Genomic DNA, 15591 nt, shown 5'->3' on the forward strand with positions numbered 1-15591 from the left:
GACATAGATGTACAGACTTCTTTTTTCCATTTTACTACAATCCTTGGTAGTAGTATTCGTTTTTCCTCTCATTGATTCGGGATTTCGCGTCAGCGATCGTGTTTGGGACGTTATAGTTATCGTTCTATTCTTCGGTTTCCTAAATTTCGTTTTACGATGGTTTTTGGTCCTAGTCACCTTTGGTGTAGGATATCTGGTTTATCTTCTGACTTTGGGAATTGCTGGACTTGTTGTGAATGCAATCGTTCTCTTCTGGATTGCAAATATATTTCCTGACAAAATATTCGTGCCTGGCTTTTGGGCTGCTTTCTGGGGAGGAGCTATTCTCACCTTGGCAAACTATGTAGCCAAAAGGGAAAGTCAGGAAGAATATTCCAGATCAGATCGTAAAAAGAAAAAGTCCCATTAAATTTTCCGAATGATTCGAGAGATCCAAGCAATTTTTAAAAATGATCCTGCCGCTAGGGGAATGGAATTTATACTTTATCCAGGTTTACATTCCATTCTGATGCACAAGTATATTGCATATCCTTTATATAAGATAAGATTAAAATTCTTGGCGCGATTTATTTCCCAGTTTAATCGTTTTCTAACAGGAATTGAAATCCATCCAGGTGCAAAAATAGGGAGTGGGTTATTTATAGACCATGGAATGGGTATCGTTATTGGCGGGACTGCAGAGATAGGAGATGATTGTGTCTTATTTCATGGAGTTACTCTAGGTGGGACAGGAAATCACCAGGGGAAACGTCACCCCACAATAGGGAATAATGTGCTAATCGGTGCCCGGGCAACGGTTTTAGGCCCGGTGCATATAGGCAATAATGTGAAGATAGGTGCGGAAGCTGTGGTCATTGATCATGATATACCGGATAATTGTACAGTGGTGGGCGCTCCAGGAAAAATCGTAAGATTAAAAGGAAAGAAAGTGAAGATCTCTCTTAAGAAGACAAAAATAGTTTAAGCTTTTATGATACTTTTCAATTCGGAAAGCATCTCCTCTTCTAATTCATTAAAATATTTAGGATCGTGGGTCATCACATAAAATTGTGAATTGCCTTGGAATAATTTCAGAAATAATTCAGCTTTTTTTCTGGAATCGAAGTTTGCAGGAAGTGCAGAAACTTTCTTATTCTTCTCGAAATAATTCTCCAGACAAGAAGTCCAAGATTCCAATACGGAAGAACTTCTCTCCGCAAGATCCGGCTCTGGTTTATCTAAACTTCCCATAAATCTAGCGAGAGGGCATCCGAAATATTTTCCGGATTTAACCTGCTTTTTCAAAAGTGCCATCCATCTATGCACAAATTCTTGGGGAGTTTCGGATCTTTCCATAAGTCTTTCCCAACCCGCTTGAAAATCCTTACCTTGGCGTTCTAAGTATTCTTTTCCCAGATCTTCTTTTGTTTGGAAGTATCTATAAAAACTTGCCTTATGCGATTCCGACTCATCAATCACCTGATTGATAGAAGTCCCAGCATACCCTTGAGAATACATTAAACGCACCGCAGTGGATGCAATTCTCTCAAAGGGGCCTTCTAGGGAGGCAGGTTCCGGTTTTCGTTTGCCCATCGGACTAAAATAAAATTGTAGACTAACTGGTCTATCCTATTTTTATGAGGACGATTGCGGATAGACTAATTGGTCTATTGGAGGAAAACCATGCAACAATTGCTATTTTCTAAGAGAAATCGGGTAGAATGGGAAGAAGTCCCGGATCCTAAACTTTCAGGGCCGAACCAAGCATTGGTCCGCCCTCTGGCGGTTGCCAGATGCGATTTGGATCTTCCTATTTTAAGAGGACAAACATTATTCCGCCCTCCTTTTCCATTAGGCCATGAGTTCGTGGGAGAGATCATTGAAACAAGCGAAGAGTTAGCTTCAATCTTTCCTAAAGGAACTCGTGTCGCAGTTCCATTCCAGATTTCTTGCGGTCATTGTGCGAATTGTGAAACAGGCCTGACTAAGAGTTGTAGTACTGTTCCGCATACAAGCGCGTATGGAATGGGGAAGGGGGCGAAAGAATTCGGCGGAGCAATTTCCGATTTAGTTTTGGTTCCATATGCAAAGGAAATGTTAATTCCTTTTTCTAATAAGACTGATCCTAGTGCAATTGCAAGCATCAGTGATAATATTGTAGAAGCTTGGAAATTGGTAGGTATACATCTCCGACAAAACAAGAATAGATCAGTACTTGTTTTAGGAGGTTTTGCCTCTAGCATCGGATTATATACTGCTGCTCTTGCAAAACATATGGGTGCCGCCGAACTTGTTTATGTAGACACGGATAAAAAACGTTTGGAGATTGCAGAATCTTACGGAGTGAAAGTGGAGCAGGTCACTTCTTTTCCCAAAAGTTTTGGTAAGTTTGACATCGTAGCAGATGCAAACGGAACTGCAGAAGGTTGGGATTGCGGTCTTAGATCTCTCGGGATAGAAGGAGAATATGGATGTGCCTCTATTTTTTGGACTAATAATATTCCAATTCCTTATTTGGAATTATATAATAATGGAGCCACAATCCGCTTAGGAAGAGTAAGATCCAGAGAGTGGATCCCTGAAATTTTGAGATTAGTAGAAGAAGAAGGTTTCGATCCTTCTAAAGTCACCACACGCAAAGCGTCTTGGTCGGAGGCGGCGGATGCTTTTTTGGAAGAGGAGACTAAGTTGATACTTGTAAGATAAAGTACATTGGAATTCAAGGACGGGGAAACTCGTCCTTATTTTTTTTAAAAAGGTGGACAATTCGTTTTCCCTCATGTTCTCTTTTTAGTCTACCGAGTCCATGAAGAAGACTGCTATTTTCATTTTAATATTTTCGATCTGTTTTTCGAGCTGTGCTTCTTTTCGTAAAGAGAATCGAATACTCACTAATTATTTAGACAAGAAAGTAGAGCCTGAATCTACTCCTGCAAAAATTGCGTTAGCCCCGATCTTTATTCCGGTTGGATTGACTTCTTTAGTCTTGGATGTTTTTATAATTCACCCTATCTCAGTAATCCCGGACGCGATAGATGATACTTATAAAGCAGTCTGGAAGGATCCGTCAGGTGGTGTCGTTTTCCAAGCAGTGGTATTTTTGCCAAAAGTAGTGATTAGTCCTTTGTTTTTTTTGGTCACTTTTCTGGGAAGAAGTGGTTTTGATATATGAAAACTTCGAAATTTTTCATAAACGCAATTTCAATTTTTTTAATATTCTTTTTTGGTTTTTCCAATTGTGCAGTATTCAATCGGAATAATACTCCTTTGGTTGTAAAGGTAGAGGAGAATTTAGTTCCAGAGGAGACAGGCTATAAAATTCTCGCAGCACCCGTTTTTATTTCCGTGGGATTAGTTGCTGGTCTTTTAGATTTACTCATCGTTCATCCAATTATTAGGATTCCGGATGCGTTTCGAGATACCGTTAACCTTTTGTGGACACCTCGAGGGAATGGTTATGTGACGAATATGGGATTTCTTCCGATATCCATTGTCATGACCCCAATCGTATTTACTCTGGACTTGTTCGCAAGGAGTTCCTTCGACATCAACGGTAATGTGGATCGCTCGAGAATAGAATCGAACCCAGTTCCTAAAAAGACAGTTTTGGAAGCTTTAGAATCAGGAGATAGGGCAACCATTTTGGCATTATTAAAAATTCCGGTCCATAACTGGCCTCCTGAGTTGAGCCAAAAGGTGATCGAGAAATTTCGAGCGGATTCTGAGATCGTGAATCTCTCGTTGATTCGTATGGTAGATAGTATCTCGGTTAAAGATGAATCAAAATTTGATTCGTATTTAATTACCTTTTTACAGAGGGACATAGAAGTGGATCGGGCTCTTGGGAGATATTTCGTAAAATCTAGCTCTTTAGCGGGAACTTCACTTATGCTTTCCATTCTTACCTCCCAAAAAGTCTCCAAAGAAGCTGAGGATATTTACATTCGTACAATATTACATTCTGGTAAAGCTGAGCCGGTTGTAGGTTTAGTGAATTTATATTTAAAGACTACTGATAAGAAGAAAAAGATACTTTACGAGCTCAAAGAAAAGATTCGTTACAGCTACGCTGGCAAGGATAAAGAATACGAATCAGGGTTTATTCAATTATTGAATAAGGACCCTCAGCTTGATGAGATTTTACTGAATTATTATGTTCGAATTAAATCTTCAACAGGAAGTGATGCAATAACTAAGTTATTAGTTTCAGGACAACTTCCGAAAGTTAGTTTGAAAAATTATATCAGCGCTATTTTAGAAATAGGTAAAGAAAAGGACATACAGATTATTTTGGAAAGATTTCCTGCAAATACTGCTAACGGAAATAATTAAAGAGAATATATAATATAGTTTAAAAACTTCCTATTGATCTGAAATAATCCCCTAAAAGTGCATCTACTTCTTCAAAAGAAGCATATCCTTTGGTTAAAATTCCTCTGTCTAAACCGTCCGAAAACACCAGGCAAGGAAATCCAGTTACACCTAAGATATATCCATAATTGAAATCGTTTCTGGTCTCTAAAAGAGTTTCTTCTCTATAGTATAATTCCTTAAATTCATCTAAAGGAAGTGAAAGTTCAGAAGCGATCTCTGCGTACGTTTCGAAACTGCTTGGATCTTTTCCCTTTGCATGAAAACTTTCTAGTAGCTTATCTAAAAAAGCAAAAGATAAAGCAGGATTGATCCTTTGTGCTGTGATTACTGCTCTGGAACCGGGCTCAGAGTCGTATTTGATATTTCGATTTTGGAGTATATTATAGTTAAAACTTCTTTTGGAGATCCTTTCTACTTCCTTCCAAAGGTATTTTAGTTTTTCAGTGACGTCTTCAGTGAATTCCTCCGCATCGGGTCCGTATTTTAATCCACCAAGTACTAATGTAAATTCTATCTTGTCGGAATATTTTTCTCTAATCTTTTCAAAAACAGGGGAAAAGCCATAACACCAGGCACAGATTGGATCGGCCACGTATAAGATGGAATGTTTGGTATCCGGACGTTTGAATTCTAAGCTCACAGAGAACAGAGATAATTTTTCTTTTATCTTTTCCAACAAAAAAAGGCGGGAACTTGTCCCGCCTTCCTTTCCTTTCCTTTTCAAATAGGAGGATTCTTTTTAGATTTCGTTCGGGTGTTTGACGTAGTAGAGCGATAGCCATACTACCCCGAAAAGTACCCCCGCGTAAGCTAGGATCGCAGTTGCGATATCAATCATAGGAAGAACTGCGGCTATAGGTGTAACTTTAGTCGCAGTAATCTTCGTAGCTTCACCAAGAATTAGGAAAAGACCTCCCAATCCGATTAGGTGATAGCGATTCATCGCATCCTTGGATACTCGGGCAAACCGGGCAAACACAGGAACAGCCAAAAGCGCTAATGCGAAGATGGTCACTGTATCCATGTTCATACCTCCTTAAGGTACTAGGTTAGACCGATGAGGGGGTTCGCACATTTCACAAGAGTTGAAAAATTATTTTAAAAAAACATCATGTAATATAACGAGTGGTTAATAATAAGTTTTGCATTATAGTTCTTAAGGGTTAAATTATGTTTTTATTTTATGTATCACGGAAGTGATAGTCTTCCGTCTTGTCAATTGAATTACATTATATAATTATAATAAATTAATATACTATTTTATTTTAGCCGCGCGGAAGTCCTGCTGTCGCTGATCATCGGCGCAAACGGACCTTCTTCTTTTCATCGAATCGTAATCTAAAGGTAAAATTTTTCTTTGGACCGGGAAACGGTGTTAAGTATGTTCGTGATTCAGTGGATGTATTATCGTACTATTTAGAAACCTACGAAGCCTGTAGAAAGGCCTTCTTATCCTATAGAAAACAGTTAAAATCCAAGTTTGAACGCTTTGACTATGAATGTCTGGAGATCCCTAAAGACGGAGGGGAATTGGATGTTTATTATTTGGGAGAAAAAAAGAAAACTTCAAAACGTTTGGTCATCATGAGTTCTGGCATCCATGGGGTAGAAGGATTTGCGGGTTCCGCATTCCAGCGCAGGTGGATTGAGGAATTCCTACTAGATGATAAAAACACTTACAAACTTCCTAAAAATTCTGACTTTCTGATCTTACACGGTATCAATGCACACGGTTTCAAAAATTTCCTTAGAGTAAATGAAAGGAATGTAGACTTAAATCGTAACTTTGCTTTAAAAAGAGATAAACTTCATAAGAAGTTCAAAAATAAAAAATATAGAAAGATCCAAAGATTCTTAAACCCAGGTTCCGAATTCGGAAATTTTCTATTTGAGTATATATTCTTTATTATCAGGTTTTTCGGAGTATTGATCCGTTTCGGTGCAAAATATGTTTTGGATGCAGCAGTAAATGGTCAGTATGAATTTCCGAAAGGGATCTATTACGGAGGAAGAAAGCCTGAGCCTGTGGTCCGAGTTTTAAGAAAGTACTTTAAAAAAGTTTTAAAACCTTATGACCGTATTTTGATCCTGGACTTCCATACAGGTTATGGAGCAAAGAACGGTCTCAGCCTTATGCATAATGCAGAAAGCGGTACTAAGACGGATAAAAATCTCAAAAAAGTTTTCGGCGATTTCGGACTTCTTTTAAACGAAGGAGAAGAGGATTTTTATAGAACCTCAGGAGATTTTACGGACTTCTTTGGAAAAGTTTTAGGAAAAGAAAAGGATCTATTTCCTCTCACAGTTGAATTAGGGACTTTTGGAAACCTAAATATGATGGGAGCTATTCGAGGAAGTTTCTTGATGATTAGTGAAAACCGTATCCGATTCCATGGATCAAAATCCGAATCGGAAGCGGATAAAGTGAGGGAAGAATTTAAACAAATGTTCTATCCGAACAGAGAAGACTGGAGACTTGCCGCAATGGATCATGTTTTCGGAATCGTTCCGGAAGCGATAACTAGGTTTTCTAAGTTATAGTTAGGAATTGACTCGCAGTTCGCCGGCTACGGCCAATTGAGGATGATAAATCAAACCCTGTCTATGATTAACAGAGTAACATCGTCTTCGAAATCAGATCTATGGCAATAGGTTCTACATTCCTTAATCAAACTTTCAGCAGCTTCCGCAGAATGTGCTTGAGAATGATTTCGAACCGCTAGGGTAAGCAAATCCTCACTATATCTTCTTGTTCTTTCTGAATTAGAATGTTCCGTAAGTCCATCTGTGTATAATACCAATCTGTCTTGAGGCTGGAAAGCGGTTACGTACTCTTCAAAGAAAAGATCAGGGATAACTCCGACTAATTTTCCTTTTGTTTCTAAATGTAAGGAACTTCCTTCTGCCTTTCTATACAAGATAGGTGGGTTATGGCCTGCGTTTGTATAGGACATTGTATTTGTCCCAGTATGAATGATCGCATAAAAAGCAGTTAGAAAATTTCCAGCTAATTTATTATACAATGCGTAGTTTAAGGCGGTGAAAAATTTGGAAGGACTTCCTAATGTTTCTGAATCGAATGTACTTACTACGGTATGAATGACTGTGGCCACTACCGAGGCGGATAGTCCATGACCGGAAACATCTGCGATTAAAACACCGCTTCGGTTCTCATCCAATTTTAGAATGTTATAAAAATCCCCACCCACATTGTCGTAAGGGATATGTTGCACTCCAAACTCAAGGCCTCCCACGTATGGAAGACTTGATGGAAGTATCTTATGCATTACTTCTCTGGCACGTTTTAGTTCTCTGTCCGTATCCAAAACTTTGTGGAATAAGTTTGCGTTTTTGATAGTTACACTTAAACGATTTGCAATAGCGCCTAACATTTCTAGATCAGCATGTGTGAATGCAAATCCTGAGTATTTATTGTTAACGCTTATAACTCCCAATAATTCTCCTCTAAATAATAATGGAGCGGAGATAAGCGAGTTTGCTTCGAATTTATATTTTGCACTTTTGTCGTATCTTGGGTCTTCGTCCAGATTTTGGATGAGTAGGCTTTGTTTTTCTTTTGCGACCCAGCCTGAAATTCCTTCTCCATAAGGGACTTGTATATTGTGGATTGCATCTTCTGGGATTCCCCTAGCAGCTAAGACTCTTAATACTTCCAAGGTCGGGTCTGCTAAGTAGATTGTTCCTGCTTTTGCTTCTAAAAATTCGAGTACCTTATCTAAGAGCCAATTTCCTAATTCGTGAATACTCTTTTCTGCGACTGTTAATTTTTCGAATTCGTAAAGTAGTCTTAGCTCTAGCACCCTCTTCTTCAGAGTTTCATGAGCCTGTGCATTTTTGATTGCGATCGCAGCCATTTCGGAAAGTGAATTAAGTACCTCTACATCTGAAGCTTCGAAACTTCTGTTGTCAGATTTGTTCAGGATTTCCAGAGTTCCGATCACCTTGTCTGCAATGTATAAAGGGACACATGCAAGTGATCTAGTCCTAAATCCAGTTTTTTGATCCAAGGCAGGATTGAATCTTGGGTCAGTATATGCGTCTTCAAGTATGATTGCTTTTTTCTCTTTAGCTACCCAGCCTGCAATTCCTTGTCCAGGTTCCAGCCTTGCATATTTTTGAACGATCTCTCCTTTTTCGCCCAGGGCCACTTCGCAGTATAAAAATCCGTCCTTCTCCTCTAAGAGAAATAGGGAGCTTGCTTCCGCTTCCAACAGATCTTTGGAATACAGCATGATCAAAGGTAGAAGTTGGTAGAGGTCCAGATTTGCGTTTAGGATCGTACTCGTGTTCAGTAGGCTTTTGTATTTTCTGGCTTCCGAGTCAATTGTGGACATAGATGGGGCAAGACTCTCATGGATCGGAAAGTAAGTCAACGGATTGTCGTTTTCCGTAGTAACAAAAAGTTAGAAAGGCGTTTTTTGGAGGAACTCCCACCCTTTTTTTCGGTCGGATATTAGAGTCCTGTGTATGGAGTTCGATTTGCAAAGGTTAGTGATTTTTCTCAGTGTTTTTACCGTAATTCTTTTGATAGGTTATTCTTATGCGACCAGTCGTTTGATCGCACCTTTCGAGCTTGGAACTTTTCAGAAGGTTTCTCTTTGGATCGGCGTAGTTTTTCTGGTCCTTCTCACGCCTAGTGCATATCTTTTAAGTTTATTTTTTAGAGAAACTCAGTGGCAAAAGTTCTGGGCTTACTCCGCTTTTACCACTTTGGGATTTGCTACTATTCTTGTATCATTTGTGGTATTCAAGGATCTGGGAAACTTGGCTTGGAAGGGCGTTATCTATCTTTCGGACCTTCTACAATATAAAAGTATTTCTGTCGCATCAGCCGAAACCGAGGCATTATTAGGATCGGAAAGATTTGGTAGAGGGGATTTTTTAGCAAGATTCTCTTCTTTCGCTCTCTTGGGACTTGCAGGTGGTTTAACTGCTTTCGGATTTTATCAGGCTAAAAAAACGCCTACAGTCAAGCATGTGAGGATTAAAGTAAAAGATTTGCCTGACGGGCTTCATGGTTTTAAGATCGCACAACTTTCTGATATTCATATAGGACCTACAATCAAAGGAAATTTTCTAGAAGGTGTAGTTTCAAAAACAAATTCTCTCGAGCCGGATCTAGTTGCCATTACTGGAGATTTAGTAGATGGAACAGTAAATATGCTGAAACACCATGTTTCTCCTTTGAAAGATCTGGAGTCAAAGTATGGTACATTCTTCGTTACAGGAAACCATGAATATTATTCTGGAGTAATTGCTTGGATCAGAGAACTAGAAGACCTTGGAATTAATGTATTATTAAATCAGAATAAACTAATAGATCATAATGGTGCGAAGATCGCAGTTGCAGGTGTGACTGATTATAAAGCTCATACAGTGATCCCTGGTCATAGAACAGATCCGAAACAAGCTTCTATCGGAATAGAAGATGCCCATTATAAGGTGCTACTTGCTCACCAGCCAAATTCAGTTTTTGAAGCTGCTAAGGTGGGATATGATCTTCAGCTTTCTGGTCATACTCACGGAGGCCAATATTTTCCTGGGAATGTTTTCATCCATCTATTCCAAAAGTTTGTGGCTGGTTTGAGTAAATGGGAAGATACCCAACTTTACGTGAGTAGAGGTACAGGATATTGGGGACCTCCTATCAGAATAGGTGCTCCTTCTGAAATTACTCTTCTTGTTTTGGAAAAACATTCTTAGAACTTTATTGACATTCTGATCTTCCCGGGCTCTCTGTAGGGAATCCGGGATCCAGAATGGTCAAAAAAATTTTCAGTTCTATTGCATTATCCGTTTTCTTATCTTCCAGTTACTTCTTCTTTTTTAATTGTTCCAAACCTAAGCCAAAGTCCAACCCAGAGATCGAAAGATTAAAGCCCAAAAAGAAAGCAGATGATAGAGATCAAGATTCTGATATTTCTTCTAGAGAATATTTCGATGAAGATGCAGATGGCAAGCCTATCGAAAGAAAACCTGAACCAACTCCGGCTGTAAGTTTAAGATCTTTTGCAAGTGGTTCTCCTGGATGTAAAAAGGGAAATTGTAAGAACGGTGAAGGTGTTTATCTTTATGATACAAGAGATGTCTACTCGGGCAGATTTTCAGGAGAGATGAGAGAAGGTTGGGGGACTCTAGCTTATTCAGATGGAGACAGATACGAAGGAAATTGGTCTGAAGATAAAAAATTAGGCGCAGGACGTTATGTGTTTCGAGACGGTTCTGTTTTTAGTGGATCATTTACTGCAGAAGGGAATGGCAACGGCAAGTATACCAAAGCCGGTAAAACTACTCGATGCAGATTAGAGAATCGGAAGCTATTCTGCAAATGATACTTATTAAAATATAATCCTTTCGGATGAGCTTGCATAAATATTAATAAACGATTGTTCGATTATATTGGATCTCTTTTTTGCAAGAGGTCTTGCTTTTCAAAAAAAGAAAGATAGAATGTTCCATCGCAGGACGGAGGTCCTTATGGAAAGATGGCATGATTGGTTACAGACTCATCGGGATTGGTGGATCGATATGGTCCGCGTATATTTGGGCGGGGTTCTGGTGTATAAGGGACTCGCATTCCTTGCTGACACGGATGCGCTTATCCGACTCATGGAATTGAATAATGCTCCTTACGCTTCCACATTGCTAGCTCATTATATAGTGATTGCTCACATTTGTGGAGGTCTGCTGCTGATGGTAGGACTTCTGACTAGATTCTCTGCGATTTTGCAATTGCCTGTACTAGTCGGAGCCGTTTTGTTCATCCACGCGAGAGAAGGTTTTGTGTCCGCAGGATCGAATTTACCTTATGCATCCATGATCCTACTTTTACTTTTGCACTTTTCTTTGTATGGATCCGGTCGTATCTCGGCGGATTTTTATATAGAAACACATAAGAGTGTTTAAAGGAACGCTTCGTTAGCTCTTTAATATTCTAAAGAGCTAACGGTATTCTTTTCTTAAGCCGGCTCGGATACTCTATCTAGTAATCCTACCCAGTCGGTTCTTTCCGGTTGTCCAGGTTTTCTTTTCCCGAAAAACTGAACGATCAATTCTCCATCTGCATCGTATACTTCCATGGAGTGGATGACTCCGTCTTTAGAAGGTTTATCTACGATATAAACTTTAGAGATCAGATCGGTTCTTAGGTGTAGATTGAATTCTGGATCCAGAACATTCCACCAGGATTCTAAAACTTTAATATTGGTAACTTCTCCCGTATGGATCTGGATAGATCCTGGATTTCCTACGAAGACCATTATAGGGCTTCTATCCAAGGAAGCCATTTCCAACATTCTTAATACTGCTTTTGGCTCTACGGTCTTAGTGAATTTTCCATTAGCAAGTTCCATAGATTGTATCCTAGATACACCATGTTTTTTTAATAGAGAGAAAAATTCGTGAGTGTCTTCTAATTTTTCCCAATCGTTCAGAAACTCTTCTTTGGCTTCAAGACTGAGTTCTTTTTTCTCAACATTTGTAATTGTTTTCTTAGTTTCAGATGAAAATAAGGGAGAGAAGTCGGGAGATCCGTTTTTAAATTCTGATCTTAATTTTTCCCAAGCAGATATATTTGATTTATCAGTAAGGAAAAGTTTAAACATTGCTTCTCCATTTTCGTTGAAAAATTGAAAAGACCTTTGTATGGAATCTTGTTTAGGCTCTTCTACAGCAAACCCGAATTTCCAGATACCTGGGAAAAGTCTGAGATCAATATCGGTTCCAACGACTAAGATATGTCCAGGACCTGAACTTACCTTTTCAAATATTCCCTTTCTTTCATGTACGCAAGCTTCATTTCGAGTAAGTACCATTACATGACCCAACTCTCCGAATTTGGAGAATAATTCTCCCCAATTTGTTTGGAGAGAAGAAACTTGCGGAAATCCTTCTGTCTTTGAAATTTCGGAGGCAGCAAGTAGTCCACCTTCGGAAGTTTTAAGCTGGGTAGCAATCTCTCTAGCTCTAAGCCGAGGTTGTGTTTCTTTGATCTTTTTCCAATCTTTAATGATATTCTCGATTTCTAACGATTCAGCGATGGACATTTTCTTTGACTCCTTTAGCATTGTGTGTAGGGTAGGCCGTTTATTTTATTTGGTTCTGCTGGACCGAGGGGGATAAGATAATGTCCTCCTTCGGGGAAAGGAACTTTTTTAGTTCTCAATCGGAAATGTTCTAAGACAAATTCCTCATCTAGAATATTTTCTGGAAATCCATCCGCTAGTATTTTACCTTCTTTTAATACTGCTATCCGGTCCGCGTATCTTAAAGCAAGGTTCAAGTCGTGAAGAATGCAGAGAACTCCTCTTCCTTCTTTACTCAGTTGTTTTGCTTTTTCTAATAAAGAATGTATTCTGTTCGGATCAAGAGAGGCACCCGGTTCGTCCAAAAGAACGTAACTTTCTCTTTGGGTTGGTTCTTTATCCTGAACTAAAACCCTCGCCATCTGGGTTCTTTGTTTTTCTCCACCAGATAGTTTATTATAAGTTTGGAATCTTTCTCTTTCTCCTAGATGAACCGCATGAAATGCATCTTCAGTGATTTGGTCCTCTAATGGTTTAGGTATTCTTAATTTAGAGCAGGATCTTCCCATCCGAACGATCTCATCTGCGATAAATGGAAAATGGATCTCTGATTCTTGAGAAAGAACACTTCTTCTGAGAGCTAAGTCTTCCGAATCATACTCTAATAAAGGGATCCCATCCAATAGCACCAATCCTTTATCTGGAGATATTTCTCCGGAAAATAATTTTAATAATGTGGATTTTCCCGCTCCATTCGGACCGAGCACGATTAAAAGTTCTCCAGGATACAAACTTAAATTGACTCCCGATAATAAGAACCTTCCGCCTCTGGATAAGGAAATATCCGATAGTACTAAACTCATCTGAATTCTCCTTCTCTACGTTTTGCTTGTAAGATTAAGAATAAGAAGAATGGACCACCAATCCCTGCGGCGATTATACCGATCGGAAGTTCAGATGGGAATGCGATGGTGCGTGCTGTTAGATCTGCTATTGCAAGAAGAAGTGCTCCTCCGAATAAAGAAGCAGGCAATAATGTTTTATGGCCTGGCCCTAAAACCATTCTTAGAATATGAGGAACGATCAAGCCGACGAATGCTATGTTTCCACAGATAGAAATACTTACCCCTACTAAGAGACTTGCAAGAACGATGGTAAGATTTCTGATTCTTCTAACCTTGAAGCCTGTATGAAAAGCTTCTGCTTCTCCTAATGCTAATGCATCCAAACCCCTGGATAAAACAGGAAAGAAGAAGGTAACAACTAAAAGAACTGTTCCTAGTAAATAAATCTTATGCCAGCTAGCAACCGCCATACTTCCTAAACTCCAAAAGGTTAGGTTCCTAAGTTGTGTATCATCTGCTAGATAAGATAAAAATCCTAAAAAAGAAACTACAGTTGCATTTACTGCTATTCCAGCGAGCACCAGAACTAGTGAAAATCCTCCGCCTTCTCTTTTTGATACAATATGCAAAAAGAATGAAACTGAAAGTGCTCCCGCAAAAGCGCATAACTGTAATAAGAAACTTTCTTTTCCTCTTAACTCGGCCGGAAAGAACGTAAGTATTTTTTCTGAAAATACGATCCAAGTAGAAGCGGCTAATGCCGCTCCAGGACTTACTCCAATAAATCCAGGTTCAACTAACGGATTTCGGAATAATCCTTGTATACAAACTCCTGCAGAAGCAAGGCATGCACCAACTAACATAGATAAAACAAGCCTGGGCATTCTCAGATTCCAGACCAAAATGGAATGTGGGACTTCCAACTCGGATAGGGAATCCTGTCCAGATAGTAATACTCTTAGGATCTCTCCCGTTGAAAGCTGGATGGATCCAAATTTGAGAGAAAGGATCCCTATTCCGAAAAGTCCAACAACTAACAACGCATATACGAGTGTCGCGGGGACTTTACGTCCTGTTCTTTTCTTCTTTTCTTCCCCTTTAATTTTCATTTCAGGAGAAGAAATTTCTGGAGAGGATACGATCATTTCTTATCCGATATTTTTGGATGAAAGGATTCGAATAATTCTTCGATACCTTGACCAAGTCTTGGGCCGAAACCTAGAAGAATTAAATCGTCTATTGCAACCACTCTGGATTTTTTTCCCGCAGGAGTATCTTTCACTCCCGGAAGATTGAATACTCCGTCTTTTCCACCAAGACTTTCTAGGCCTCTGCTTGGAATTAAGATTATATCTGGCTGCGCAGCAATGACAGCTTCTGGAGTGATCGGTTTAAAACCTTTGAATCCATTTACTGCATTAATCCCTCCGCTGAGTCGGATCATTTCATCCGCGGGGGTTTCTGTTCCGGAAACTTGAGCGAGGCTTGTTCCTCTATGATATAAGAATAGGACCTTCGGTTTTGATTTTAATTTAGAAACCTTCTCCGCAATTTTGAATTTTTTTTTGCGGATATCCTGTACGATCTTTTGGGCTTCTTTTTCGGCTCCTATCTCTTTTCCGATCGCAAGAATATTATTTAACGCAGGCTCAACTCCTGGTTGTCCAGGATAGATAATCACTTTTAAACCTGCAGATTTAAGTTGTTCAATTACTTCAGGAGGACCTGCATATTCTAATCCCAAGATCAAATTAGGTTTTAAGGATAGAATACCTTCTGCGGAAAGCATTCTCTGATAACCCACTTTAGGAAGTGCTACCGCTTCCGGAGGATAAAGAGAAGAAGTATCGTTTCCTACAACTAGTTTACCTTTTCCTAATGCGAAAACGATCTCAGAAACAGTTCCGTTTAATGTTACGATCCTAAGTTCTTTATTTTCAGCAAAAGCTGAACTTATTGGAAGGCAAAGGAACAAGGCCCATACTAGGATTTTTTTCATATCGGTTCTCCGAATTTTAAAAGATTTTTGTCGGGATCCAAAACGTAAAATTCTCTCATCCCCCATGGTTTGTCTTCCAGGGTCCCTTTGGGATGAATCGCGGATTTATATTTTGCGAAATAAGACTCTATATTTTGAACACGAATATAACAGCTTGATACTTCCGGAATTTTGGGATCGTCGCAACCCCATAAATGAAGTTCTTGTCCGTCCAAGAAGAATATTAGTAGATTAGAATATTCTGCCCTCAGCTCGAAACCTAAAACTTCCGTGTAGAATTTTTGGGATATAGAAAGATCTAAAACCGGAAGTTGGGGAACGATCGAGAGTAGTTTTGGATCTTTCATTT

Annotated in this window: 18 protein-coding genes; 9 read left to right on the plus strand and 9 right to left on the minus strand. The window is 39.2% G+C overall.

The window, feature by feature from the left end; genetic code table 11:
- The first annotated feature begins 7 nt into the window (after nt 1–7).
- Nucleotides 8–409 (plus strand): phage holin family protein, encoded by a 402-nt coding sequence (locus tag B1C82_RS14955; protein ID WP_086448298.1) that lies wholly within the window; start codon nt 8–10, stop codon nt 407–409.
- 9 nt (nt 410–418) lie between these two features.
- Nucleotides 419–964 carry a serine O-acetyltransferase EpsC gene (gene epsC, locus B1C82_RS14960; RefSeq protein ID WP_086448299.1) on the plus strand — a complete coding sequence of 182 codons (546 nt, stop codon included), beginning with the start codon at nt 419–421 and terminating at the stop codon, nt 962–964.
- Here epsC and B1C82_RS14965 read toward each other — a convergent pair.
- Nucleotides 961–1572, minus strand: a complete 612-nt coding sequence (locus tag B1C82_RS14965; protein ID WP_086448300.1) for a TetR/AcrR family transcriptional regulator — start codon at nt 1570–1572, stop codon at nt 961–963. The genes epsC and B1C82_RS14965 overlap by 4 nt on opposite strands.
- A gap of 90 nt (nt 1573–1662) precedes the next feature.
- On the opposite strand from B1C82_RS14965, the gene B1C82_RS14970 reads away from it, so the two are divergent.
- The 3 genes from B1C82_RS14970 (at nt 1663) to B1C82_RS14980 (ending at nt 4311) form a co-directional block, all read left to right on the plus strand.
- Nucleotides 1663–2685, plus strand: a complete 1023-nt coding sequence (locus tag B1C82_RS14970) for a zinc-dependent alcohol dehydrogenase (protein ID WP_086448301.1) — start codon at nt 1663–1665, stop codon at nt 2683–2685.
- 100 nt (nt 2686–2785) lie between these two features.
- Complete coding sequence (locus B1C82_RS14975) at nt 2786–3151, plus strand: hypothetical protein (protein ID WP_086448302.1); 366 nt, start codon at nt 2786–2788, stop codon at nt 3149–3151.
- On the plus strand, nt 3148–4311 hold the full coding sequence (locus B1C82_RS14980; protein ID WP_086448303.1) for a hypothetical protein: 1164 nt from the start codon (nt 3148–3150) through the stop codon (nt 4309–4311). Before B1C82_RS14975 ends, B1C82_RS14980 begins: the two co-directional genes overlap by 4 nt.
- Before the next feature lie 19 nt (nt 4312–4330).
- Here B1C82_RS14980 and B1C82_RS14985 read toward each other — a convergent pair whose 3' ends face one another.
- The gene (locus B1C82_RS14985; RefSeq protein ID WP_086448625.1) at nt 4331–5029 is read right to left on the minus strand and encodes a DsbA family protein; all 699 of its coding nucleotides are present in this window, start codon (nt 5027–5029) and stop codon (nt 4331–4333) included.
- Between the two features lie 63 nt (nt 5030–5092).
- Entirely contained in the window at nt 5093–5377 is a 285-nt protein-coding gene (locus B1C82_RS14990; RefSeq protein ID WP_086448304.1) for an LIC10816 family protein, read from the minus strand.
- Nucleotides 5378–5748: 371 nt separating this feature from the next.
- On the opposite strand from B1C82_RS14990, the gene B1C82_RS14995 reads away from it, so the two are divergent.
- Nucleotides 5749–6894: a M14 family metallopeptidase gene (locus B1C82_RS14995; RefSeq protein WP_086448305.1), complete on the plus strand. Its 1146-nt coding sequence runs from the start codon at nt 5749–5751 to the stop codon at nt 6892–6894.
- A gap of 50 nt (nt 6895–6944) precedes the next feature.
- Here the strand turns inward: B1C82_RS14995 and B1C82_RS15000 are convergent, their stop codons facing one another.
- Nucleotides 6945–8708, minus strand: coding sequence for a GAF domain-containing SpoIIE family protein phosphatase (locus B1C82_RS15000; RefSeq protein WP_086448626.1), 1764 nt, complete (start codon nt 8706–8708; stop codon nt 6945–6947).
- A gap of 133 nt (nt 8709–8841) precedes the next feature.
- On the opposite strand from B1C82_RS15000, the gene B1C82_RS15005 reads away from it, so the two are divergent.
- The 3 genes from B1C82_RS15005 to B1C82_RS15015 all read left to right on the plus strand — a co-directional run bounded on the left by B1C82_RS15005 (nt 8842) and on the right by B1C82_RS15015 (nt 11280).
- The gene (locus tag B1C82_RS15005; protein WP_086448306.1) at nt 8842–10077 is read left to right on the plus strand and encodes a metallophosphoesterase; all 1236 of its coding nucleotides are present in this window, start codon (nt 8842–8844) and stop codon (nt 10075–10077) included.
- A 56-nt stretch (nt 10078–10133) separates the two neighbouring features.
- Complete coding sequence (locus B1C82_RS15010; RefSeq protein ID WP_086448307.1) at nt 10134–10706, plus strand: MORN repeat-containing protein; 573 nt, start codon at nt 10134–10136, stop codon at nt 10704–10706.
- Between the two features lie 145 nt (nt 10707–10851).
- Nucleotides 10852–11280, plus strand: a complete 429-nt coding sequence (locus tag B1C82_RS15015) for a DoxX family protein (RefSeq protein ID WP_086448308.1) — start codon at nt 10852–10854, stop codon at nt 11278–11280.
- A gap of 53 nt (nt 11281–11333) precedes the next feature.
- Here the strand turns inward: B1C82_RS15015 and B1C82_RS15020 are convergent, their stop codons facing one another.
- From B1C82_RS15020 to B1C82_RS15040, 5 genes are read right to left on the minus strand one after another with little or no spacing between them, the layout of a single operon-like run.
- Nucleotides 11334–12419, minus strand: coding sequence for a hemin-degrading factor (locus tag B1C82_RS15020; RefSeq protein WP_086448309.1), 1086 nt, complete (start codon nt 12417–12419; stop codon nt 11334–11336).
- A 14-nt stretch (nt 12420–12433) separates the two neighbouring features.
- Entirely contained in the window at nt 12434–13261 is an 828-nt protein-coding gene (locus B1C82_RS15025; RefSeq protein ID WP_234008415.1) for an ATP-binding cassette domain-containing protein, read from the minus strand.
- The gene (locus tag B1C82_RS15030) at nt 13258–14388 is read right to left on the minus strand and encodes a FecCD family ABC transporter permease (protein ID WP_086448310.1); all 1131 of its coding nucleotides are present in this window, start codon (nt 14386–14388) and stop codon (nt 13258–13260) included. Before B1C82_RS15030 ends, B1C82_RS15025 begins: the two co-directional genes overlap by 4 nt.
- A complete protein-coding gene (locus tag B1C82_RS15035) occupies nt 14385–15242 on the minus strand; it encodes a heme/hemin ABC transporter substrate-binding protein (RefSeq protein ID WP_086448311.1) in 858 nt (285 codons plus the stop codon). Before B1C82_RS15035 ends, B1C82_RS15030 begins: the two co-directional genes overlap by 4 nt.
- Complete coding sequence (locus B1C82_RS15040) at nt 15239–15589, minus strand: bleomycin resistance protein (RefSeq protein WP_086448312.1); 351 nt, start codon at nt 15587–15589, stop codon at nt 15239–15241. Before B1C82_RS15040 ends, B1C82_RS15035 begins: the two co-directional genes overlap by 4 nt.
- Nucleotides 15590–15591: the final 2 nt, after the last annotated feature.

It is taken from the genome of Leptospira venezuelensis (genome assembly GCF_002150035.1).
GTDB classification, from domain to species: domain Bacteria; phylum Spirochaetota; class Leptospiria; order Leptospirales; family Leptospiraceae; genus Leptospira_B; species Leptospira_B venezuelensis.